21 protein-coding genes and 1 riboswitch are annotated in these 20396 nt (G+C 71.2%); of the genes, 16 read left to right on the top strand and 5 right to left on the bottom strand.

Going from position 1 to position 20396, the window contains the following annotated elements; all coding sequences use genetic code 11:
* Positions 1-155 precede the first annotated feature (155 nt).
* The 4 genes from DK254_RS27790 to DK254_RS27775 form a co-directional block, all read right to left on the bottom strand.
* On the bottom strand, positions 156-527 hold the full coding sequence (locus tag DK254_RS27790) for a VOC family protein (RefSeq protein ID WP_109936403.1): 372 nt from the start codon (positions 525-527) through the stop codon (positions 156-158).
* An 80-nt stretch (positions 528-607) separates the two neighbouring features.
* Positions 608-1213, bottom strand: a complete 606-nt coding sequence (locus tag DK254_RS27785; protein WP_109936402.1) for an N-acetyltransferase — start codon at positions 1211-1213, stop codon at positions 608-610.
* 37 nt (positions 1214-1250) lie between these two features.
* Positions 1251-2426: a TIGR03862 family flavoprotein gene (locus DK254_RS27780; protein WP_371921197.1), complete on the bottom strand. Its 1176-nt coding sequence runs from the start codon at positions 2424-2426 to the stop codon at positions 1251-1253.
* 553 nt (positions 2427-2979) lie between these two features.
* A complete protein-coding gene (locus DK254_RS27775; protein WP_109936401.1) occupies positions 2980-3900 on the bottom strand; it encodes a histone deacetylase in 921 nt (306 codons plus the stop codon).
* Positions 3901-4009: 109 nt separating this feature from the next.
* Here DK254_RS27775 and DK254_RS27770 point away from each other — a divergent pair, with 109 nt between their 5' ends.
* The 4 genes from DK254_RS27770 to DK254_RS27755 are packed head-to-tail and all read left to right on the top strand — an operon-like array spanning position 4010 to position 7648.
* A complete protein-coding gene (locus DK254_RS27770) occupies positions 4010-4573 on the top strand; it encodes a GNAT family N-acetyltransferase (RefSeq protein WP_089389815.1) in 564 nt (187 codons plus the stop codon).
* Positions 4570-6186 (top strand): SagB/ThcOx family dehydrogenase, encoded by a 1617-nt coding sequence (locus DK254_RS27765; RefSeq protein WP_109936400.1) that lies wholly within the window; start codon positions 4570-4572, stop codon positions 6184-6186. The genes DK254_RS27770 and DK254_RS27765 overlap by 4 nt, the downstream gene beginning before the upstream one ends.
* Positions 6183-7052, top strand: coding sequence for an acyl-CoA thioesterase II (tesB, locus tag DK254_RS27760; protein WP_109936399.1), 870 nt, complete (start codon positions 6183-6185; stop codon positions 7050-7052). The genes DK254_RS27765 and tesB overlap by 4 nt, the downstream gene beginning before the upstream one ends.
* Positions 7049-7648, top strand: a complete 600-nt coding sequence (locus tag DK254_RS27755; RefSeq protein WP_109936398.1) for an HAD family hydrolase — start codon at positions 7049-7051, stop codon at positions 7646-7648. The genes tesB and DK254_RS27755 overlap by 4 nt, the downstream gene beginning before the upstream one ends.
* A gap of 633 nt (positions 7649-8281) precedes the next feature.
* Here DK254_RS27755 and DK254_RS27750 read toward each other — a convergent pair.
* The gene (locus DK254_RS27750; protein WP_109936397.1) at positions 8282-10147 is read right to left on the bottom strand and encodes a TonB-dependent receptor domain-containing protein; all 1866 of its coding nucleotides are present in this window, start codon (positions 10145-10147) and stop codon (positions 8282-8284) included.
* Between the two features lie 84 nt (positions 10148-10231).
* Positions 10232-10432, bottom strand: a riboswitch (cobalamin riboswitch).
* Positions 10433-10743: 311 nt separating this feature from the next.
* On the opposite strand from DK254_RS27750, the gene eutS reads away from it, so the two are divergent.
* The 12 genes from eutS to DK254_RS27690 all read left to right on the top strand — a co-directional run.
* Positions 10744-11079 carry an ethanolamine utilization microcompartment protein EutS gene (eutS, locus tag DK254_RS27745; protein ID WP_089389809.1) on the top strand — a complete coding sequence of 112 codons (336 nt, stop codon included), beginning with the start codon at positions 10744-10746 and terminating at the stop codon, positions 11077-11079.
* A gap of 2 nt (positions 11080-11081) precedes the next feature.
* Entirely contained in the window at positions 11082-11549 is a 468-nt protein-coding gene (locus tag DK254_RS27740) for a EutP/PduV family microcompartment system protein (protein WP_089389808.1), read from the top strand.
* Positions 11546-12241 carry an ethanolamine utilization acetate kinase EutQ gene (gene eutQ, locus DK254_RS27735; protein WP_109936396.1) on the top strand — a complete coding sequence of 232 codons (696 nt, stop codon included), beginning with the start codon at positions 11546-11548 and terminating at the stop codon, positions 12239-12241. The genes DK254_RS27740 and eutQ overlap by 4 nt, the downstream gene beginning before the upstream one ends.
* A gap of 7 nt (positions 12242-12248) precedes the next feature.
* On the top strand, positions 12249-13091 hold the full coding sequence (gene eutT / locus DK254_RS27730; protein ID WP_109936395.1) for an ethanolamine utilization cob(I)yrinic acid a,c-diamide adenosyltransferase EutT: 843 nt from the start codon (positions 12249-12251) through the stop codon (positions 13089-13091).
* Positions 13088-14089 (top strand): phosphate acetyltransferase, encoded by a 1002-nt coding sequence (locus tag DK254_RS27725; protein WP_109936394.1) that lies wholly within the window; start codon positions 13088-13090, stop codon positions 14087-14089. The genes eutT and DK254_RS27725 overlap by 4 nt, the downstream gene beginning before the upstream one ends.
* A gap of 96 nt (positions 14090-14185) precedes the next feature.
* On the top strand, positions 14186-14479 hold the full coding sequence (eutM, locus tag DK254_RS27720) for an ethanolamine utilization microcompartment protein EutM (protein WP_109936393.1): 294 nt from the start codon (positions 14186-14188) through the stop codon (positions 14477-14479).
* 115 nt (positions 14480-14594) lie between these two features.
* Positions 14595-14882 (top strand): ethanolamine utilization microcompartment protein EutN, encoded by a 288-nt coding sequence (gene eutN, locus DK254_RS27715; RefSeq protein ID WP_109936392.1) that lies wholly within the window; start codon positions 14595-14597, stop codon positions 14880-14882.
* 94 nt (positions 14883-14976) lie between these two features.
* A complete protein-coding gene (locus DK254_RS27710) occupies positions 14977-16398 on the top strand; it encodes an aldehyde dehydrogenase family protein (RefSeq protein WP_218281456.1) in 1422 nt (473 codons plus the stop codon).
* 7 nt (positions 16399-16405) lie between these two features.
* Positions 16406-17242 (top strand): ethanolamine utilization protein EutJ, encoded by an 837-nt coding sequence (gene eutJ, locus DK254_RS27705; protein WP_109936391.1) that lies wholly within the window; start codon positions 16406-16408, stop codon positions 17240-17242.
* A 1-nt stretch (position 17243) separates the two neighbouring features.
* Complete coding sequence (locus DK254_RS27700; protein ID WP_109936390.1) at positions 17244-18443, top strand: iron-containing alcohol dehydrogenase family protein; 1200 nt, start codon at positions 17244-17246, stop codon at positions 18441-18443.
* A gap of 44 nt (positions 18444-18487) precedes the next feature.
* Positions 18488-19744: an ethanolamine utilization protein EutH gene (gene eutH, locus DK254_RS27695; RefSeq protein ID WP_109936389.1), complete on the top strand. Its 1257-nt coding sequence runs from the start codon at positions 18488-18490 to the stop codon at positions 19742-19744.
* Between the two features lie 9 nt (positions 19745-19753).
* A partial coding sequence (locus tag DK254_RS27690) for an ethanolamine ammonia-lyase reactivating factor EutA (protein ID WP_177412134.1) occupies positions 19754-20396 on the top strand: 643 nt, incomplete at its 3' end.

The raw sequence follows: 20396 nt of genomic DNA, 5'->3' as shown, positions 1-20396 counted from the left end.
ACCGGCTGAAACCAAGCCTCCTCTCGGCACGGACAAGCCCCCTCTCCCTTCAGGGAGAGGGCTGGGGAGAGGGCGCTCTTGAGGATACACACCGAACCACCCGGCAGAATGCCGTTCGCGAGCAAGCTCGCTCCTACGAAAAGCCGCGACCCCGCTCAATCAAGATTGTGGCCGATACGCCACAACACCCCGCTCGGATCATGCAAGGTGAAATCCCGCATCCGCCAAGGCTGGTCCGCCGGCTCCCCTAGCCGCACCCCGTAGTGCCCGGTGATATCGATCTCACGCAGGCGCTGCCACCAGGCGTCGGCGTCCTCCACCAGCAGGTGCAGCATCAGGTTCTCGGCGAATTCCTTGACGTAGAAGTTCTGCAGCAGGAAGGCGCAGCGGTCGCCGTGGTGGAAGTAGCTCAGCTCCTCGGAACCCCAGGGATTGGCGAAGCCGAGGTCGCGGTAGAAGGCCTGGGACCGGGCGTAGTCGCGGGCCGGGACGAAGACTTTCAGTTCGACGCTGTTCAGGTTGCTCATGGCGCTTCCTTGTCGTGGCACTGGCCGGCACGGTGGCGTTGCCGCCTCTGCGGGCGGCTGGCGCGCAGTCTAGCGCAGGCTCAGAGGGCGCGCTGCATGTAGCGGTGGCTGGCCACGCCGGGCAGGTCGGAGGTGCGCTCGGCCTGCACCGCGAAGCCCATGCGCTCGTACAGCGCCTGGGCCCGCGGGTTGGCCACCGACACGTCGAGGGCGGCCATGGGCAGGCCGGCCTGGCGGCCGCGTTCGAGGAAGTGGGCGATCAACTGGCTGCCCAGGCCTTCGCCGCGTAGCTCCGGCGCCACGCCGAGGTGGGCGAGGTACAGCGTCTGCTTCGGCGGCGGGCAGATGATGCGTTCCAGTTGCAGGCCGTGGTGGATCACCGGCAGCGCGCCCGGGCCGAAGAAGCCGAGGATCTGCCGGCTGGCGGCGAGCATGTAGCCGAGGTTGGCCTCGCCGCCGAACACGGTCCCCACCGCCACCACCCGCCCATCCAGCTCGCCCACCGTGTGCTGGCGCCAGCCGAACTGGCCGCCGCCCTGGACGAAGGCGTGGCGCAGGAAGTCCTGGGCGCTGTTGCGGCCGGGGCGGGCGAAGACGTAGTCGAAGGCGTCGGGGCCGGAACTGTAGATCAGCGGGACGGCAGTATCGACGTCCCCGGCGCGGGCCGGACGGAAGCTCAGGGGCATGGCGCGGACTCTGCGGGTGGGAGTCCGCAATCTAGCACTAGGGTTCCAGTTTCAGCCAGCGCAATGCGCCCAGGCCGGCGGCGCGGCCGCTGGCGAAGCAGGCGGTGAGCAGGTAGCCACCGGTGGGGGCCTCCCAGTCGAGCATCTCGCCGGCGCAGAACACCCCGGGCAGGGCGTCCAGCATCAGCTGCTTATCCACCGCCTCGAAGGTGACGCCGCCGGCGCTGCTGATGGCTTCGTCCAGCGGGCGGGCGCGCACCACGCGTAGCGGTAGCGCCTTGATCAGCGTGGCCAGGCGTTGCGGCTCGGCATAGTCCGCGGCTGTGGACAACTCGCGCAGCAGGCCGGCGCGCACGCCGTCCAGGCCCAGGCGGCCGCGCAGGTGGTTGGCCATGGACTTGGAGCCGCGCGGCTGGGCCAGGGCCTTGGCCACCTGCTCGGCGCTGCGGCCCGGCAGCAGGTCCAGGTACAGGGTGGCCGAGCCGTCGCGGGCGATGCGCTCGCGGATGGCGGCGGACAGCGCATAGACCAGGCTGCCCTCGATGCCGCCGGCGGTGACCACGAACTCGCCCTGGCGCGGCGCCTCGCCGTCCAGGCCCAGGGCCACCGGCTTGACCGGCGCGCCGGCGAACTTGTCGCGGAAGAACCCGCTCCAGGCCTCGACTTCGAAGCCACAGTTGGAGGGACGCAGGGGTGCGACTTCCACGCCGCGCGCCTGCAGCAGCGGCACCCAGGCGCCGTCGGAGCCCAGGCGTTGCCAACTGCCGCCGCCCAGGGCGAGGACGGTGGCGTCGGCCTGTAGCGCCTCGCGGCCGGCGAGGCCATCGATGAGCAGGTGGCCCTGGTCGTCCCAGCCCTGCCAGCGGCTGCGGGTGTGAATAACTACGCCTTTTTCGCGCAGGCGCTTGAGCCAGGCGCGCAGCAGGGGCGCGGCCTTCATGTCGGTGGGGAAGACGCGGCCGGAGGTGCCGACGAAGGTGGTTATCCCCAGGCCGTGGATCCACTCGCGCAGGGCCTGGCCGTCGAAATCGGCGAGCAGCGCGCCGACTTCCCCGCGGCGCTCGCCGTAGCGGCCGACGAAGGCCTCGCGGGCCTCGGAATGGGTGATGTTCATGCCGCCGACGCCGGCCAGCAGGAACTTGCGTCCCACCGAGGGCATGGCGTCGTACAGCGCCACGCGCACGCTGGCGCCAGCCAGCACTTCGGCCGCCATCAGGCCGGCGGGGCCGCCGCCGATGACGATGGCGCTGCGGGAGGACGAGGGGCTGGAGCTGGTCATGGGCTGGGCATGGTCGGTGGAGAGGGCGCGCATTCTAGCCTAGCCGCTGCGGCGGGCGGCTGGTCAATTTGCCGGCAGCCGCGGCGAAGCCTTTGCTCACGGGCGGCCGGCGCGCTTGTTCCCAGGATATCCACAGGCGGCTCCACAGCATCCGTGGACAAGCCGATGCCTCGGGCTCTTGTAGGAGCGAGCTTGCTCGCGAACCCCCATTCCCTCCGCGGCGCCCTTCGCGAGCAAGCTCGCTCCTACGAAGAACGCCCTGGTCATATTTTGTTCATTGGGCTGGAGGGCTTGAGGGGCGTGGCCTGCAGCGAAGGCCCCGCAGCTTATCCACAGTGGCTTCCACAGTATCCGTGGACAAGGCTCCGCTGCGTGCAAGCTTGCCTGGTCATCTTTCACCCAGCCGGCTGTGCCCCAGGCCGGGCGGGGGCCGGGGCGGACGCCCCCAAGCTTTTCCACAGGTTGTTCCACAGCCTGCGTGGACAACTCAGCCCAGGCCGAGGCGCTGCCAGACGCGCTGCGCGCTGTGGTGGAGGATGCCGTGGCGCCGCGCCAGGGCCGCGCGGTCCTTGTCGTAGCCGCCGCCGATCACCCCCAGCACCGGGATGTCGCGGGCCAGGCAGCGTTCGATCACCCGCTCGTCGCGGGCGGCCAGGCCGGCGTCGGTGAGGTTCAGGTAGCCCAGGGCGTCGTCCTTGTGCACGTCCACCCCGGCGTCGTAGAGCACCAGGTCCGGCTGGTACAGCGGCAGCAGGTAGTCCAGCGCCTCGTCCACCACCCGCAGGTAGTCGGCGTCGCCCATGTGCAGCGGCAGGGGGATGTCCCAGTCGCTGTGCGCCTTGCGCGCGGGGAAGTTCTTCTCGCAGTGCAGTGACACCGTGACGGCGTCGGGGACGTTTTCCAGGATGCGCGCGGTGCCGTCGCCCTGGTGCACGTCGCAGTCGAAGATCAGCACCCGCCCGGCGCGGCCGCTCTCCAGCAGGTAGAGGGCGATCACCGCCAGGTCGTTGAAGATGCAGAAGCCCGAGGCGTGGTCGTGGTGCGCGTGGTGGGTGCCGCCGGCCAGGTGGCAAGCCAGGCCATGGCGCAGCGCCAGCTCCGCGCCCAGCAGCGAGCCGCCCACCGCGCGCACGGTGCGCATGGCCAGGGCCTCGCTCCAGGGCAGGCCCAGGCGGCGCAGCTCCTCGTGGCTCATCCGGCCGCCGCAGTAGCGCTCGATGTAGCCGCGGTCGTGGGCCAGGGCGAGGATGTCCGCCGGGCAGGGCTCGGGGCGCAGCAGCGCCGCGTCGCAGGTCAGGCCGCTGGCCACCAGGTGCTCCTTGAGCAGGCGGAACTTCTCCATCGGGAAGCGGTGGCCGGCGGGGAAGGGCGGGCTGTAGTCGTCGTGGTAGACCAGGGGCAACGGCATGGGACGGGGCTCGGGCTGTTCACCGGCAAGGGTAAGCCGGCCCCGCGGCCGGGCGCCAGGGCCGTGCATGGGGCACAATAGGCCCCTGACGAGCATCCCGAGGCGAACCATGCACCTGCCCAGCCTGAGCACCCCGCGCCTGCTGCTGCGCCCTTGGCGCGACGGCGACCTGGAGGCCTTCGCCGCCCTCAACGCCGACCCCGAAGTGATGCGCCACTTCCCCGCCTGCATGGGCCGCGAGGACAGCGACGCCCTGGCCGCGCGCATCCACGCGCACTTCGCCGAGCACGGCTTCGGCCAGTGGATAGTCGAGCGTCGCGACGACGGCGCCTTCCTCGGCGTGCTGGGCGTGCAGCACGTGGGCTTCGAAGCCGCCTTCACCCCGGCGGTGGAGATCGGCTGGCGGCTGAACCGGGCGTTCTGGCGCCAGGGCTATGCGTTGGAGGCGGCGCGGGCGGTGCTGGAATACGCCTTCGCACAGCTGCGCCTGACCGAGGTAGTGGCCTTCACCGTGCCGGCCAACCTGCCGTCCCAGGGCCTGATGCAACGCCTGGACATGCGGCGCGACGCGGCCGCCGACTTCGACCACCCGCGCCTGCCCGAGGGCCATGCGCTGCGCCCGCACGTGCTGTTCCGCATCAGCCGCCAGCAATGGCTGGAGGCGCAGACATGAACGCCGCCGAGGCCGTGCGTGCCTACCATGCCCTGAGCTGCCACGCCCCGGAGCGCTTCGCCCCGGGGCCCGGCCAGCTGGACTGGGCGACCCAGCCGGCGCCCTTCCGCCGCTATGCCGGGGCGCGCTCGATCGAATTGCTGCACCGCCCGCAGGAGGAATCGCCGGGCTACGACGGCGTGTTCGCCGGCCCCCTCGGCGAGCCGGCGCCGCTGGGCCTGGAAAGCGTCTCGCAACTGCTCTACGACAGCCTGGCCCTCTCCGCCTGGAAGGAAGCCGGCGGCAGCCGCTGGGCGCTGCGGGTCAACCCCTCCAGCGGCAACCTGCATCCCACCGAGGCCTACCTGCTGTTGCCGGCCGGGGCTGTGGACAAGTCCGCCGTGCTGGCCCACTACACGGCCGACGAACACCTGCTGGAGGTGCGCGCCGAACTGCCGCCCGCCCTGGCCGGGCAGCTCCCCGGCGACGGCCTGCTGCTGGCGCTGGCCAGCATCCCCTGGCGCGAGGCCTGGAAGTACGGCGAGCGCGCCTACCGCTACTGCCAGCACGACTTCGGCCACGCCCTGGCGGCCCTGGCCATCGCCGCGGCCATCCAGGGCTGGGAAGTGCGGCTGCTGCGCACGCTGGACGAGCGCAGCCTGGACGCGCCCTTCGGCCTGGACCGGGAAGGCTTCCACGAGCGCGAGGTGGTGGATGCGTTGCTGTGGATAGGTCCGCCGCAGGACCCTGAGCCCCGCGTGCCCGATGCGCTGCTGCGGGGCCTGGCGGCGCTGGAGCTGCAGGGCGCGCCCAACCGCCTCTCGCGCAGCTACCGCCACTGGCCGGAGCTGGAGCGCGTCCACGCGCTGTGCCGTGCGCCGGCGCTGGCCCCCGCCGACTGGCGCCTGCCGCGCGCCGAGGCGGCCCTGGACAACCCCGGCCTGCCGCTGCGCCCGATTCTCCACCGCCGGCGCAGCGCGCAGAGCCTGGACGGCCGCAGCGGCATCCACGCCGAGCTGCTGCTGGCCTGGCTGCGCCGCCTGCTGCCGGAGCACTCGCCGGTGCCCTTCGCCTGCACTGGCGAGCCGCCGCGCCTGGACCTGCTGCTGTTCGTCCACCGCGTCCAGGGCCTGGCGCCGGGGCTCTACTGGCTGGGCCGCAGCGGCCGCGCGCCGGGCGGCCTGCGCGCGGACTTCCAGTGGCGCCGGGCGGACGCCGGGCTGCCGCTGTACCTGTTGCTGGAAGGCGACGCCCGCCAGCTCTCGGCCTTCCTTTCCTGCGGCCAGGACATCGCCAGCGACGGCTGCGTGGCCTTCGCCATGCTCGCCGACCTGGACGCGGCGCTGGCCGAGGGCCCCTGGACCTACCCGCGGCTGTACTGGGAGGCCGGGCAGATCGGCCAGGTGCTCTACCTGGAGGCCGAGGCCGCCGGGCTCTCGGGCACCGGCATCGGCTGCTATTTCGACGAGGCGCTGCGGGAATTGCTCGGCGAAGGATCGGACCGCCCGGTCAGCCTCTATCATTTCACCATCGGCCGCGCGGTATGGGACACTCGTCTGACCAGCTCCCCTGCCTACCCCCAGCCGCGCCGCCCGCATTCCATTCGCAGTATCGATTCCGAGGAAACGTCATGACCCAGATCCTGGACAACCTGGTGGCTTTGCTGAGCCTGGAACCCATCGAGGAAAACCTGTTCCGGGGCATCAGCCAGGACCTCGGCTTCCGCCAGCTGTACGGCGGCCAGGTGCTCGGCCAGGCGTTGTCGGCGGCCAGCCAGACGGTGGAGCCGGCGCGCCACGTGCATTCGATGCACGGCTACTTCCTGCGCCCGGGCGACGCCAGCATGCCGGTGGTCTACCAGGTCGACCGGGTGCGCGACGGCGGCACCTTCAGCACCCGCCGCGTCACCGCCATCCAGAAGGGCCAGCCGATCTTCGCCCTGAGCACCTCCTTCCAGTACGACGAGGAGGGCTTCCAGCACCAGATCCCGATGCCCGACGTGGTCGGCCCGGAGAACCTGCCCACGGACCTGGAGCTCAAGCAGCGCAGCATCGCCCAGTTCCCCGAGCGCATCCGCGACAAGCTGCTGTACCCCAAGCCCATCGAGATCCGCCCGGTCACCCAGAACGACCCCTACGACCCGCAGGTCGGCGAGCCGATCAAGTACCTCTGGCTGCGCGCCGACGGCAAGCTGCCGGACGTGCCGGCGCTGCACAAGTACATCCTCGCCTACGCCTCGGACTTCGGCTTCCTCACCACCTCGCTGCTGCCCCACGGCCGCTCGGTGTGGCAGAAGGACATGCAGGTGGCCACCATCGACCATTCCGTGTGGTTCCACCGCGACCTGCGCGCGGACGAGTGGCTGCTGTACGCCATCGACAGCCCCTGGGCCGGCAACGGCCGCGGCTTCGTGCGCGGCAGCATCTTCAACCGCGACGGCCAGCTGGTGGCCTCGGCGACCCAGGAAGGCCTGATCCGCCGCCGCGAGGACTGGACATGAGGCCGGGCCTGATCCGCCACTGGGTGTTCGACATGGACGGCACTCTGACCCTGGCGGTGCACGACTTCCCGGCGATCAAGCGGGCCCTGGGCATCCCCCAGGAAGACGACATCCTCAGCCACCTGGCGGCGCTGCCGGAAGCCGAGGCGGCGGCCAAGCACGCCTGGCTGCTGGCGCACGAGCGCGAACTGGCCCTGGCCTCCACCGCCGCCCCCGGCGCGGTGGACCTGGTGCGCGCGCTGCACGAGGCCGGCTACCGCCTCGGCATCCTCACCCGCAACGCCCACGAGCTGGCGCTGGTGACCCTGCAGGCCATCGGCCTGGGCGACTGCTTCGCCACCGGCGACATCCTCGGCCGCGGCGAAGCCCGGCCCAAGCCCAACCCCGACGGCCTGCTGCACCTGGCCGAGCGCTGGGGCGTGCAGCCCAGGGACATGCTGATGGTCGGCGACTACCGCTTCGACCTGGAATGCGGCCGCGCGGCGGGCAGCTACACGGCGCTGGTCAACCTGGCGGAGAACCCCTGGCCGGAGCTGAGCGATTGGCACGCCGTGGATTGCGCGGCGCTGGGGCGGTTGGCGGGGGTGTTGGCGTAGGGCGAATAACGCTCCGCGTTATCCGCCGTTTAACGGCGATCCCCGGCGGCGCCAAGGTTGGCCTGGGCGTGGTCCGCCCTGCCGGCGGAATCGCGGACAAGGTCCGCTCCTACAAGGAAATGCCGTGCCGCATGGCGAACGTAGGGCGAATAACGCTCCGCGTTATCCGCCGTTTAACGGCGATCCCTGGCGGCGCCAAGGTTGGCCTGGGCGCCGTCCGCCCTGCCGGCGGAATCGCGGGCAGGGCCCGCTCCTACAGGGAAATGCTGTGCCTCATGGCGAACGTAGGGCGAATAACGCTCCGCGTTATCCGCCGTTTAGCGGCGATCCCCGGCGGCGCCAAGGTTGGCCTGGCGCCGTCCGCCTTGCCGGCGGAATCGCGGGCAGGGCCCGCTCCTACAGGGAAATGCTGTGCCGCATGGCGAACGTAGGGCGAATAACGCTCCGCGTTATCCGCCGTTTAATGGCGATCCCCGGCGGTGCCAAGGTTGGCCTGGGCGCCGTCCGCCATGTCGGCGGAATCGCGGATGAATCCGCTCCTACGGGTGAGAATGCCATGCCTCACGGCAACCTGTAGGAGCGGGCCCTGCCCGCGAAATCGCGCGCAGGGCGCGCTCCTGCATGGGCCGATACCTACAACTCCGGCGTCCAGGTCAACGCCAGCAGCGCGGTGCGCCCGGCTTCCTTGTAGTGGAAGGTCTCGCTGGGGAAGCCCATGGGGTCGGTCGGGCGCTGGTAGCTGGCGCGGGCGTAGTCCTTGTCCAGCAGGTTCTGCAGCTTCAGGTCCCAGCGCAGCGTTTCGCTGAACTGCCAGCTGCCGCGCACGTCGAGCACGCCGTAGCCGCCCAGGCGGTCCTGGTTGGCCGCGTCGGCATAGCTGTTGCTCAGCGCGCGCCAGGTGCCGCCGACGCCGAAGGCGCCGAACTGGCGGTCCAGGTCCAGGCTCAGGGTGCGCCGGGCGCGGCGCGGCAGGGTGTGGCCGGTGTCGCGGTCGCGCGGGTCGATGATGCTCAGGCCGAGGTTGGCCTGCCAGCCGAGGACCTCGCGGGCCAGGCTGGCCTCGAAGCCGTCGATGCGCGCCTTGGCGATGTTCTGCGGCTGGTTGCTGGCGCTGTCCCAGGCGATCAGGTCGTCCACTTCCGTGCGGTACAGCGCGGCCTCCAGGTGGGTGCCGGCGAAGTCGCCGCGCCATTGCAGCTCGTAGGTCTTCGAGGTCTCGGCCGCAAGGTCCGGGTTGCTGGCGCCGGGGTAGTAGAGGTCGCTGAAGGTCGGCGCGCGGAAGCCCTCGCCGTAGCTGGCGATCCAGCTCTGGCTATCGCCCACCGGCAGGGTGAAGGCGGCGTTCCAGCTGTTCTGCGAACCGTAGCGCTCATTGTCGTCGTGGCGCAGGCCCAGCTCGGTGGAGAAGGCCTCGCCCTTGAAGCTGTGCTGGGCGAAGAAGGCGTGGTTGGTGCGGCTGTCCTCGGCGAAGGCGGTGCTGCCGTCGACCCGGTCCTCGTACCAGTCCGCGCCCAGGGCCAGCTGGTTGCGCGCATCCAGCTGCAGGCGGTTGAACCAGCTGGCGGAATGCCGGGTGGTTTCCAGGGTGCCGTTGTTCCACACCTCGGCGGCGCCCACGGCCTTGTTGCGGTCGAAGCTGCGGCCCAGTTCCAGGCGGCTGTTCCACATCGAGGTCAGCTGGCCTTCGAGGTAGCCGCTGTAGCTGCTGACGCGGAATTCGTCGTGGGGTTCGGCGGGGGCGTAGCTGTAGGCGTCGTCGTATTCGCTGTCGCCGCGCTGGTCGTTGAGGCTGAAGCCGGCCTTCCAGTCCTCGTTCAGGCGGTGGTCCAGGTTCAGGTGCACGGCCTTGTTGCGCTGGCCGTCGTGGTCGCTGTCGGCGCCGACGTTGTCGCGGGTGTAGTCGTAGCCGCGGCTCTCGTCGAGGCTGGCGCCCAGGTCGAAGCGGGTGCGTTCGTCGCCGCCGGCGAGCGAGGCGCTGCGCTGGAAGGTGCCGTTGCTGCCGGCGGCCAGGCGCACCTGCGGGTGCAGGCCGGCTTCGCCGCGGCGGGTGAAGATCTGGATCACCCCGCCGATGGCGTCGGCGCCGTACAGCGCCGAGCGCGGGCCGCGGGTCACTTCCACGCGCTCGATGTTGTCGACGTTCAGGTAGTCCAGGCGGGCGATGCCGCTGCTCGCCGAGGCGATGCGCTGGCCGTCCACCAGCACCAGGGTCTGGCCGGGGTTGGTGCCGCGCAGGAAGTAGCTGGTCAGGCCGCCGGCGTTGCTCAGCTGCACGCCGGGCACCCGCTGCAGCAGCTCGGGGACGCTGCGCGCCTGCAGGCGCTCGATGTCGTCGCGGGTGAAGACGGTGTTGGCCGAGGTAGCCTGGCCGCGGGGTTCGGCCTGGCGCGCCGAGGTGATGACCATCGACGGCAGCTGGTAGGCCTGTTCGGCATCGTCGGTGGCGAAGGCCGCCGCGGGCAGCACGGCGGCGGTCAGGGCGAGACGGGAAAGTTTCATCGATGGGTTCCTCAAAAGTGGACTTTCGAGGAGGGCTGGGCAAGGGCGGGAGGGGCCGCGCTTGACGGTGCGGCCCTCCGCAACACCTGTCGTGCGTGTCGAGGGCGGTCTCCGGGCTGCCGACTCGCACGCTCCCGGCCTTCCCATGCGTGGCGCACAGTGGCGGATTGGAGCGCGGCAGGCGCGGGCCTGCGGTCGGTTACCGTTGCGGGGGCAGCGCAGGTCTTTCACCTGCTTCCCGTTACCTCGAACGAAAACGTGCGCACCTTACGAACAACGCCCCGGCCGGGCAAGTCGGGCCGATGCGGAACCTGTCCGTCAGATGCCCCTTTCCCCTACTCCCCGCCACCGCCATGGCGGCGCCCAGCCTGTGCCCGGACGCCTCCCGCCGGCTGCGACAAAGTCACTCAGCACGGCGTCGGCCGCGGGTCGCAGGCCTCGGCGGGAAACCGTCGATGCGGCGTCCTGCGGGCGTTCCAGCGGTTTCTCGTAGGAGTTTTCCGGTCTTGCGGGGCGGCGGAAAACTTTGCCGGATTTTGATAGGGCCGCCGTCCGGGCACTTGTTAGCTTCCTAAGCAGTTAGAGGAGCAGAGCACGTGTCCAAAGAGCGCATCATCCAGGAATTCGTCCCGGGCAAGCAGGTGACCCTGGCGCACCTGATCGCGCACCCCCAGGAAGAGCTGGCGGGCAAGATCGGCGTGCCCGGGGCCGAGGCCATCGGCATCATGACCCTGACCCCGGGCGAGACCGCGATGATCGCCGGCGACTTCGCCACCAAGGCCGCCGACGTGCGCATCGGCTTCCTCGACCGCTTCAGCGGCGCGCTGGTGCTGCACGGCAGCGTCGGCGCGGTGGAGGAGGCGCTGGCGCAGACCTGCGCCGCCCTCGGCCGGCTGCTCGACTACAGCGTCTGCCCGGTGACCAGGAGCTGATGATGAGCGCGCAGCGGTATGCCCTGGTCGGTGGCGTCGGCGCCGGCAAGACCACCCTGTTCAACGCCCTGTGCGGCAACCCCGCGGCGGCGCGCAAGACCCAGGCGCTGGAATACGACCCCAGCGGCGCGCTGGATACCCCCGGCGAGTTCGTCAGCCACCCGCGCCTGTACCGCGCGCTGATCACCAGCACCGACGACGTCGACACCCTGGTCTACGTGCACCCCGCCGATTCGCTGGAATGCCGGCTGCCGCCCGGGCTGCTCGACATCCACGCCGGCAAGCGGCTGATCGGGGTGATCAGCAAGTGCGACCTGCCCGGCGTCGACCTGCCCGCCATCGAGCGCCTGCTGCGCAGCCACGGCATCGACGGCGAGATCGTCCGCACCGCCAGCGACGACCCCGCCAGCATCGAGCGCCTGCGCGCGCTGCTGAACGCACGGAATCCGATCGAGGACCTGTTGAGATGAAGAAGCTGATTACCGCCAACGACATCCGTGAAGCCATCGCCGCCGGACAGAGTTCCCTGGCCGTGGAACTGCCGCGCTGCATCGTCACGCCTGAGGCGCGCACGGTGGCCGAGCAGGTGGGCCTGGCGCTGGTCGAGCGGGTGGCCGGCAGCCCGGAGGCACAGGAAGCGCAAGCGGCCGCGGCCGGGCCCAGCGAGGACGAGCTGGCGCGGATCCGTGCCGAGGTGCTGGCGCGGTTGCCCGCCGAGGTGGACGCGCAACTGGTCGACCAACTGGTGCGCAAGGCCGCGCAGCAGGGCGGCGCCAGCGTGGCCCGGGCGGCCTTCGAGGCGCGCACCGGCGCCGGCGGGATCAAGCTGGTGAAGGGCGACAGCGTGCGCTTCGGCCGCCTCGACGGAGTGCCGGGCGACTGCCAGATCGGCATCACCGACGTGGTCGGCGCCGACGACGGCAGCAGCATGGGCGCCGGCTTCATGCAGTGGGAGAACGCCTTCTTCCCCTGGACGCTGAACTACGACGAGGTGGACCTGGTGCTGGAGGGCGAGCTGCACATTCGCCAGAACGGCGAGACCCTGGTGGGCCAGCCCGGCGACCTGCTGTTCATCCCCAAGGGCAGCGCCATCGAGTTCGGCACCCCCAGCCGGGTGCGCTTCCTCTACGTCGCCTGGCCGGCCAACTGGCAGGAACAGTGAGGCGGCCATGAGCACTTTCATCACCGAGGCCTGGCTGCGCGAACGCCACGGCCTGAGCGAAGGCACCGAGCTGCGCCTGCCCGCCGATGCGCGGCTGACGCCCTCGGCCCGCGCGCTGATCGACGAGCGCCGCCTGTCGCTGAAGTTCCAGGACGAGCAGGGGCGCCTGTACCGTCCGGCTGGCGAGCCGGACGCCGACGGCGCGCCGCGCCTGAAGCCGGTGCACGGCCTGACCGGCAGCGACCAGCGCGTCGCCGCGGCCTGCCAGCTGTGCGGCGAGACGCCGGCGCACAAGCCCGCCGGCATGACCCACCTGAACGCCCACGAACTGGTGGCCAAGAACGACCCGCGCCTGCAGTTCCGCGCCCAGCTGGACGCGGCCATCGCCCTGGCGGTGTGGCTGCAGGTGGAGCTGGCGGAGCCGGCCGGACTGGCCGCCTGGCTGGCCGACATCCGTTCGCTGCTCGGCCAACTGATGCGCGCCGACGTGCTCGGCGAGGAACTGGCCGGGTTCGCCGTCGGCGGGCTCGACGAGACCGTGCTGCACCGCCTGTCCCACGCGCCGCTGCAGTACCTGGGCCACGACCACCTGGTGCCCGAGTGCGGCCACGGCCGCGCGCCGGCGCTGCTCAACCTGCTGCGGGCCAAGGTCCGCGAGGTGGAAATCTGCGCCGCGCAAGTGTTCATGGAGGCCGGCTTCAGGCTGCGTCGCCCGGACCTGCTGCATGCCCTCAACCGGCTTTCCAGCGCGCTCTACGTGGCCATGCTGCTGAGCCTGCTGCACCTGCGCGGGCAACCCTGGCCGAGCGCCGCCGAGCTGGACCGGCGCGTGCAGGGGGAAGCGCCATGAAGCTGTTCGACGAATGCCGCCGGGTAGCCCGGCAGAACCCGCCGCGGGTGGTCTTCCCCGACGCCCTGGACCGCCGCGCCATCGAGGCGGCGCAGTACCTCAAGCGCGAGGGCCTGGCCGAGCCGCTGCTGCTGGGCAACCCCTTCGCCCTGCGCGGCTACTGCCTGGAGCGGCACATCCGCCTGGGCGATCTCGGGCTGATCGACCCGTCGCGCTCGCCCTGGCTGCACGGCTTCGCCCAGGACCTGGCGCAACGGCAGAACAAGCTCAGCCCCGAGCAGGCCCTGGAGCAGCTGCACGACCCACTGTGGTTCGGCGCGGCGCTGCTGGCGGCCGGCCAGGTGGACCTGTGCATCGCCGGCAACCTCAGCGCCACCGCCGACGTGTTGCGCGCCGGCCTGCGGGTGGTGGGCCTGGCGCCGGGCAACCGCACGCTGTCCTCGGTGTTCGTCATGCTGCCCGCGGACGGCGGCGCGCCCCTGGCCTTCGCCGATTGCGGCGTGGTGCCGCGGCCGACGGTGGAGCAACTGGCGGACATCGCCATCGCCTCGGCCGCCAACTTCGAGCGGCTGACCGGCGAGCCGGCGCGGGTGGCGATGCTGTCGTTCTCAAGCCACGGCAGCGCCAGGCATGCCGACGCCGAGGCGGTGCGCCAGGCCTGCGAGCTGGTGCGCGAGCGCCAGCCAAGCCTGTGCGTCGACGGCGAGCTCCAGTTCGATGCCGCCTTCGTGCCCGCGGTGGCCGCGCTCAAGGTGCCCGGCAGCCCGCTGGGCGGGGCGGCCAACGTGTTCGTGTTCCCCAGCCTCGAGGCCGGGAACATCGGCTACAAGATCGCCCAGCGGCTCGGCGGCATGAACGCCATCGGCCCGTTGCTGCAGGGCATGAACGCGCCGCTGCACGACCTGTCGCGCGGCTGCACGAGCGAGGAAATGATCCAGACGGTGCTGCTGGCCAACAAGATGGCCGGCGGCGCCGAGGCTGTCGGGCGAGTCGCCTGAGCCGGACGGCGGCCCCCGCCGTCCGGGGGTAATGCGAGTGGCTAGCCACTCCGATGAGGCCCTGCGAAGGGCGATCGATTGTTCGAGGAGAGTGAGATGGAAGCATTAGGCATGATCGAAACCAAGGGCCTGGTGGCGCTGATCGAGGCCTCCGACGCCATGGTCAAGGCCGCCCGGGTGAAGCTGGTGGGCGTCAAGCAGATCGGCGGCGGCCTGGTCACCGCCATGGTCCGCGGCGACGTCGCGGCCTGCAAGGCGGCCACCGATGCCGGCGCGGCCGCCGCGCAGCGCGTCGGCGAAGTGGTGTCGGTGCAGGTGATCCCGCGCCCGCATTCGGACCTGGAGGAAGTCTTTCCGATCAAGCTGGCGGGGGATCGCCCGGTGGATTGAGCGGCTCGCCGCGACAGTCCGAGCGGTGCCTGAGCGCGCCCTGCGCGTGCCGGGCACCGTCACCGAGGATCCATGCGTACGCCGCGGGGAACGCGGCCCGACGAGGTAACAGGCGATGAAACTGGCGATTGTCGTGGGGCAGGTGGTGTGCACCGTGAAGCATCCGGGCATGGGCCTGGACCGGCTGCTGCTGGTCGAGATGCTCGACCGTGCCGGGCAGCCCGGCGGTGAACGGCACGTGGCCAGCGACTGCCTCGGCGCCGGCAACGGCGAGTGGGTGATGCTGGCCAGCGGCAGCGCCGCGCGCCAGGCCCTGGCCGAGGAACGCGCGCCGATCGACCTGTGCGTGGTCGGCATCGTCGACGAAGCGGTGCTCGACGGCAGCCTGCTCTACCGCAAATAGGCCCGCCCCCGGCGGTCATTCACGACAAGCGTCCTCCACCGGCCCGCGCCAGGTGGAGTGGCCCGGCTCATCCCTGAATTCTGTGAGGCACGACGTGGACATCAACCCGAAGGAAATCGAACAGGTGGTCAAGGCGGTGCTCGCCTCCATAGGGGCGACCTCCACGGCCGGGGGTTCCGCGCCGGGCGCGACCTGCGCCCCCGGCGTGTTCGTCGAACTGGACGCCGCCGTGGCCGCCGCCGCGCAGGCGCAAAAAGCATTGCGCTCGGTGGCCATGCGCGACCGGGCCATCGCCGCCATCCGCGCCGCCGGCGAGCGCCACGCCGGGGAACTGGCGGAGCTGGCGGTGGAAGAAACCGGCATGGGCCGGGTGGCCGACAAGGTCGCCAAGAACATCGCCCAGGCCCGCCATACCCCCGGCACCGAATGCCTGCAGGCGCAGGTGCTCAGCGGCGACCGCGGGTTGACGCTGATCGAGAACGCGGCCTGGGGCGTGATCGCCTCGGTGACGCCCTCGACCAACCCGGCGGCCACCGTCATCAACAACGCCATCAGCATGATCGCCGCCGGCAACGCCGTGGTGTTCGCCCCGCACCCGGCGGCCAGGCGGGTGTCGCAGCGCACCGTCAGCCTGCTCAACGAAGCCATGGTCGAGGCCGGCGCGCCAGCCAACCTCATCACCACCGTGCAGCGCCCGGACATCGAGACCGCCCAGCGGCTGTTCCGCTACCCGGGCATCGGCCTGCTGGTGGTGACCGGTGGCGAGGCGGTGGTGGAAGCCGCGCGCAAGCACACCGACAAGCGCCTGATCGCCGCCGGCGCCGGCAACCCGCCGGTGGTGGTGGACGAGACCGCCGACCTGGCGCGCGCCGCGCGCGACATCGTGTTCGGCGCCTCGTTCGACAACAACATCATCTGCGCCGACGAGAAGGTGCTGATCGTGGTCGACAGCGTCGCCGACGCCCTCAAGGCCGAGATGCTCAAGCACCAGGCCGTGGAGCTGAGCGCCGAGCAGGGCCGGCAGTTGCTGCCCTTGCTGCTGCCGAAGGTCGACGAGCAGGGGCGCGGCAGCGTCTCGCGCGACTGGGTCGGCCGCGACGCGGCGAAGATCGCCGCCGCCATCGGCCTGCAGGTGCCGGAACAGACACGCCTGCTGCTGCTGGAGACCACCGCCGACCACCCCTTCGCCATCACCGAGATGATGATGCCGGTACTGCCGATGGTGCGCGTGGCCAACGTCGACCAGGCCATCGCCCTGGCGCTGAAGCTGGAGGGCGGCTGCCACCACACGGCAGCCATGCACTCGCGCAACCTCGACCACCTGGACCGCATGGCCAACGCCATGGACACCAGCATCTTCGTCAAGAACGGGCCGTGCCTCGCCGGCCTGGGCTTCGGCGGCGAGGGCTGGACCACCATGACCATCACCACGCCCACCGGCGAGGGTGTGACCTCGGCGCGGACCTTCGTCCGCCTGCGCCGCTGCGTCATGGTCGACCACCTGCGGATCGTCTGAGGCGGCCATGCAACGCGATCTCGAGCACTGGCTGTTCCCCCGCCTGGAGCGCGCCGCCTACTGCCTGGCGCACCCCGTGGCCGAACCGGGCGACCGCGGCCCCCTGACCCTGGGCATCGACCTGGGCACCAGCGACGTGGTGTCCATGGTGCTCGACGCCCAGGCGCTGCCGGTGGCGGTGCGCCTGGACTGGGCCGACGTGGTGCGCGACGGCGTGGTCTGGGATTTCTTCGGCGCGGTGAACCTCGTCCGCGCCCAGCTCGACAGCCTGGAACAGCAGCTCGGCGTGCGCTTCACCCGCGCCGCCACGTCCTTCCCGCCGGGCACCGAGCCGCGCATCTCCACCCATGTGCTGGAGGCCGTGGGCCTGGAGATCGCCTGCGTGATCGACGAGCCCTCGGCGGTGGCGCGGATGCTGCGCCTGGAGCGCGCCGCGGTGGTGGACATCGGCGGCGGCACCACCGGCGTGGCCGTGGTCCACGACGGCGAGGTGATCCACAGCGCCGACGAGCCCACCGGCGGGGACCACGTCAGCCTGGTGCTGGCCGGCCACCTCGGCGTGCCGCTGGAGGAGGCCGAACGGCGCAAGCGCGAGGAGGGCGCGGCGCTGTGGCCGCTGGTGCGCCCGGTGTTCGAAAAGATGGCCGACATCGTCCGCGAGCATCTGCAAGGCCAGGCCGTGGACGAGATCTACCTGTCCGGCGGCTCCTGCAGCCTGCCCGGCGTGCAGCCGCTGTTCGCCGCGGCCTTCCCCGCGCAGCGGGTGATCCTGCCCGCGCCGCCGCTGTTTACCACGCCGCTGGCCATCGCCGCCTGCGGCCTGCAAGCCCTGGAGGAACGCTGACATGCACGAGCAGGACGTCGGCCGGGTGATCCATCGCGCCCTGGACATGCTCAATGCCCGCGCGGTGCGCGAGTTCCGTGTGCCGCCCAGCACCTACATCGGCCCCGGCGCCACCGTGCGCACCGGCGAGGCTTGCGCGGCGCTGGGCATCCGCCGGCTGTTCGTGATGGTCGACGGCCGGCTGCACGAGCAGCAACTGGACCAGGGCCTGCTGCGTTCGCTGGTCGACGCCGGGCTGGCCCACGAATGCCTGGTCTACGCCGGCGGCGAGCCGCACAGCGAGGTGGTGGAGGCCGCCGGCCGGCAACTGCTGGCCGCCGACTGCGACGGCGTGCTGGCCTTCGGCGGCGGCTCGGTGCTGGACGCGGCCAAGGCCACGGCGCTGCTGGCGGCCAACCCGGAGCGCCGGGTGAGCGACCTCGGCGAAAGCCCGGCGCTGCGCCGGCGCATGCCGCTGATCGCCGTGCCGACCACCGCCGGCACCGGCTCCGAGGCCACCAACGTGGCGGTCATCACCGACAGCCAGCGGCACCTGAAGCAGGTGCTGGTGCACACCGACCTGATTCCCGACCTGGCGATCATCGACGCCTGCCTGACCCTCGGGGTGCCGCCGGCGGTGACCGCCGCCACCGGCATAGACGCGCTGACCCACGCCATCGAGGCCTACGTCGCGCCGAACGCCACGCCGCTGACCCAGGGCCTGGCCCTGCGCGCCGTGGCGCTGATCGGCGAGGCCCTGCCGCTGGCGGTGGGGCAGGGCGGCAACGTCGGCGCCCGCGAGTCGATGATGCTCGCCTCGTACATGGCCGGCATGGCCTTTTCCAATTCCGGCCTGGGCCTGTGCCATGCCACCGCGCACCCCCTGGGCGCGCGCTACGGCATCCCCCACGGCCAGGCCAACGCGCTGATGCTGCCGGCGGTGATGCGCTTCAACCAGCTCGTCTGCAAGCGCGCCTACGCCGAGATCGGCCACGCGCTCAGCCGCGAAAGCCTGGATGCCGAACGCAGCATCGCCGCGGTGCAGCGCCTGATCGACGAAGTCGGCGCCGCCGGCCGCGACCTGCAGGCCCACGGCGTGCGCCGCGAGGACTTCGCCGCGCTGGCCGAGGCGGCCCAGCAGGACATCTGCCTGGCCGGCAACCCGCGCAGCGCCTGCGCGCAACAGATCACCGCGATCTACCAGGATGCCTGGCAGCGCTGACGCGCCTGCCGTGAAGGAAACGACGTTGTTCAGGAGTAGGTGTCATGAGCGTTAACGAAATCATCCTCTACGTGATGATGGTCTTCCTGCTGATCGGGGCGGTGGACAGGGTATTCAGCCAGTTCGGCGGCTCCGAGAAGGTCCTCGGCCGCCTCGGCCTGGGTTGGCTCGGGCGCGGCATCGGCGGCTCCGGCGGGCAGTTCGAGGAAGGCTTCATGGCCATGGGCGCGCTGGGCCTGGCCATGGTCGGCATCACCGCCCTGGCGCCGGTGCTGGCCAACCTGCTGGGGCCGCTGGTGATCCCGCTCTACGAGAGCGTCGGGGCCAGCCCGGCGATGTTCGCCGGCACCCTGCTGGCCAACGACATGGGCGCCTTCTCCCTGGCCAAGGAACTGGCCGGCGGCGATACCGCCGCCTGGCTGTACTCGGGGCTGATCCTCGGCGCCATGATGGGCCCGACCCTGGTGTTCATCATCCCGGTGGCGCTGGGCATCATCGCCCCGTCCGACCGCCGCTACCTGGCCCTGGGCACCCTCGCCGGGATCGTCACCGTGCCGCTGGGCTGCATCGCCGGCGGGCTGGTGGCGATGTACTCGGGCATCGAGGTCAACGGCGTGCCGGTGCAGTTCAGCCTGGCGATGATCCTCATCAACATGATCCCGGTGCTGGCGGTCGCGGTACTGATCGCCCTGGGCCTGAAGTTCTGCCCGGAGAAGATCATCGCCGGCTTCGAGGTGTTCGCCAAGCTGCTGGTGGGGCTGATCACCCTCGGCCTGGCCGCCGCGGTGGTGCAGTTCACCGTGGGCTGGACGCTGATCCCGGGGATGGACCCGATCTTCATGAGCGAGGGTGACGAGCCCGGCGCGGTGATGCGCGCCATGGAGGTGATCGGCTCGATCGCCTGCGTGCTGCTCGGCGCCTACCCCATGGTGCTGCTGCTGACCCGCTGGTTCGGCACCCCGCTGATGAAGGTCGGCGGCCTGCTGGGCATGAACAAGGACGCCGCCGCCGGCATGGTGGCGACCCTGGCCAACGTGATCCCGATGTTCGGCATGTTCGGCAAGATGGATGCCCGCGGCAAGATCATCAACTGCGCCTTCGCCGTGTCCGCCGGTTTCGCCCTGGGCGACCACCTGGGCTTCACCGCGGCGAACATGTCCGCGATGATCTTCCCGATGCTGGTCGGCAAGCTGTTCGGCGGTGTCACCGCGGTGGTGGTGGCGTTGCTCATCGCGCCGAAATCCGAAGCCCAGCCCGGGCCGGTGGCGTTGCCCGACGCCGACCTGCAGCGGGCCGAGTAGGGCACGGCCATGAGCAGGCGCGAGCTGCGCAGCGTCGGCATCGACGTCGGCACCACCACCACGCAGGTGATCTTCTCGCGCCTGGTGCTGGTCAACCGCGCCTCGCTGTCGCAGGTGCCGCACTACGAGTTCGCCGCGCGGGAGGTCACCTACGTCAGCCCGGTGGCCTTCACCCCGATCGACTTCGAGGGCCACCTGCGCGAGGACGAGCTGCTCGCCTTCATCCTCGACCAGTACCGCGCCGCGGGCCTTGCGCCGGAGCAGGTGGAGTCCGGCGCGATCATCATCACCGGCGAGACCTCCAAGGCGCGCAACGCGCGCCCGGCGGTGCTGCGCCTGGCCGAGCGGCTGGGCGACTTCGTGGTCGCCAGCGCCGGCCCGCACCTGGAATCGGTGATCGCCGGGCGCGGCGCCGGCGCGGCGGAGCTGTCCGCCGCCTGCGCCGGGCGGGTGCTGAACATCGACATCGGCGGCGGCACCGCCAACTACGTGCTGTTCGAGGCCGGCCGGGTGATCGGCTCGGCCTGCCTGAACGTCGGCGGGCGCCTGGTGGAGACCGATAGCCGCGGCGCATTGCTGCGCCTGCATGCGCCGGCGCGGGCGATCTGCCGCGAGCTGTTCGGCAGCGAGCCGCAGACGTTGTCCGGCGAGC

The sequence above is a fragment of the Pseudomonas sp. RW407 genome (genome assembly GCF_003176655.1).
Classification (GTDB): domain Bacteria; phylum Pseudomonadota; class Gammaproteobacteria; order Pseudomonadales; family Pseudomonadaceae; genus Pseudomonas; species Pseudomonas delhiensis.
Note: the sequence above shows the minus strand (reverse complement) of the source record. Positions and strands in the feature narration are given on the sequence as shown.

Coding starts and splice junctions, on each gene's coding strand:
- DK254_RS27790 (WP_109936403.1), bottom strand. CDS start 527: ATGAGCAACCTGAACAGCGTCGAACTGAAAGTCTTCGTCCCGGCCCGC.
- DK254_RS27785 (WP_109936402.1), bottom strand. CDS start 1,213: ATGCCCCTGAGCTTCCGTCCGGCCCGCGCCGGGGACGTCGATACTGCC.
- DK254_RS27780 (WP_371921197.1), bottom strand. CDS start 2,426: ATGGCGGCCGAAGTGCTGGCTGGCGCCAGCGTGCGCGTGGCGCTGTAC.
- DK254_RS27775 (WP_109936401.1), bottom strand. CDS start 3,900: ATGCCGTTGCCCCTGGTCTACCACGACGACTACAGCCCGCCCTTCCCC.
- DK254_RS27770 (WP_089389815.1), top strand. CDS start 4,010: ATGCACCTGCCCAGCCTGAGCACCCCGCGCCTGCTGCTGCGCCCTTGG.
- DK254_RS27765 (WP_109936400.1), top strand. CDS start 4,570: ATGAACGCCGCCGAGGCCGTGCGTGCCTACCATGCCCTGAGCTGCCAC.
- tesB (WP_109936399.1), top strand. CDS start 6,183: ATGACCCAGATCCTGGACAACCTGGTGGCTTTGCTGAGCCTGGAACCC.
- DK254_RS27755 (WP_109936398.1), top strand. CDS start 7,049: ATGAGGCCGGGCCTGATCCGCCACTGGGTGTTCGACATGGACGGCACT.
- DK254_RS27750 (WP_109936397.1), bottom strand. CDS start 10,147: ATGAAACTTTCCCGTCTCGCCCTGACCGCCGCCGTGCTGCCCGCGGCG.
- DK254_RS27740 (WP_089389808.1), top strand. CDS start 11,082: ATGAGCGCGCAGCGGTATGCCCTGGTCGGTGGCGTCGGCGCCGGCAAG.
- eutQ (WP_109936396.1), top strand. CDS start 11,546: ATGAAGAAGCTGATTACCGCCAACGACATCCGTGAAGCCATCGCCGCC.
- eutT (WP_109936395.1), top strand. CDS start 12,249: ATGAGCACTTTCATCACCGAGGCCTGGCTGCGCGAACGCCACGGCCTG.
- DK254_RS27725 (WP_109936394.1), top strand. CDS start 13,088: ATGAAGCTGTTCGACGAATGCCGCCGGGTAGCCCGGCAGAACCCGCCG.
- eutM (WP_109936393.1), top strand. CDS start 14,186: ATGGAAGCATTAGGCATGATCGAAACCAAGGGCCTGGTGGCGCTGATC.
- eutN (WP_109936392.1), top strand. CDS start 14,595: ATGAAACTGGCGATTGTCGTGGGGCAGGTGGTGTGCACCGTGAAGCAT.
- eutJ (WP_109936391.1), top strand. CDS start 16,406: ATGCAACGCGATCTCGAGCACTGGCTGTTCCCCCGCCTGGAGCGCGCC.
- DK254_RS27700 (WP_109936390.1), top strand. CDS start 17,244: ATGCACGAGCAGGACGTCGGCCGGGTGATCCATCGCGCCCTGGACATG.
- eutH (WP_109936389.1), top strand. CDS start 18,488: ATGAGCGTTAACGAAATCATCCTCTACGTGATGATGGTCTTCCTGCTG.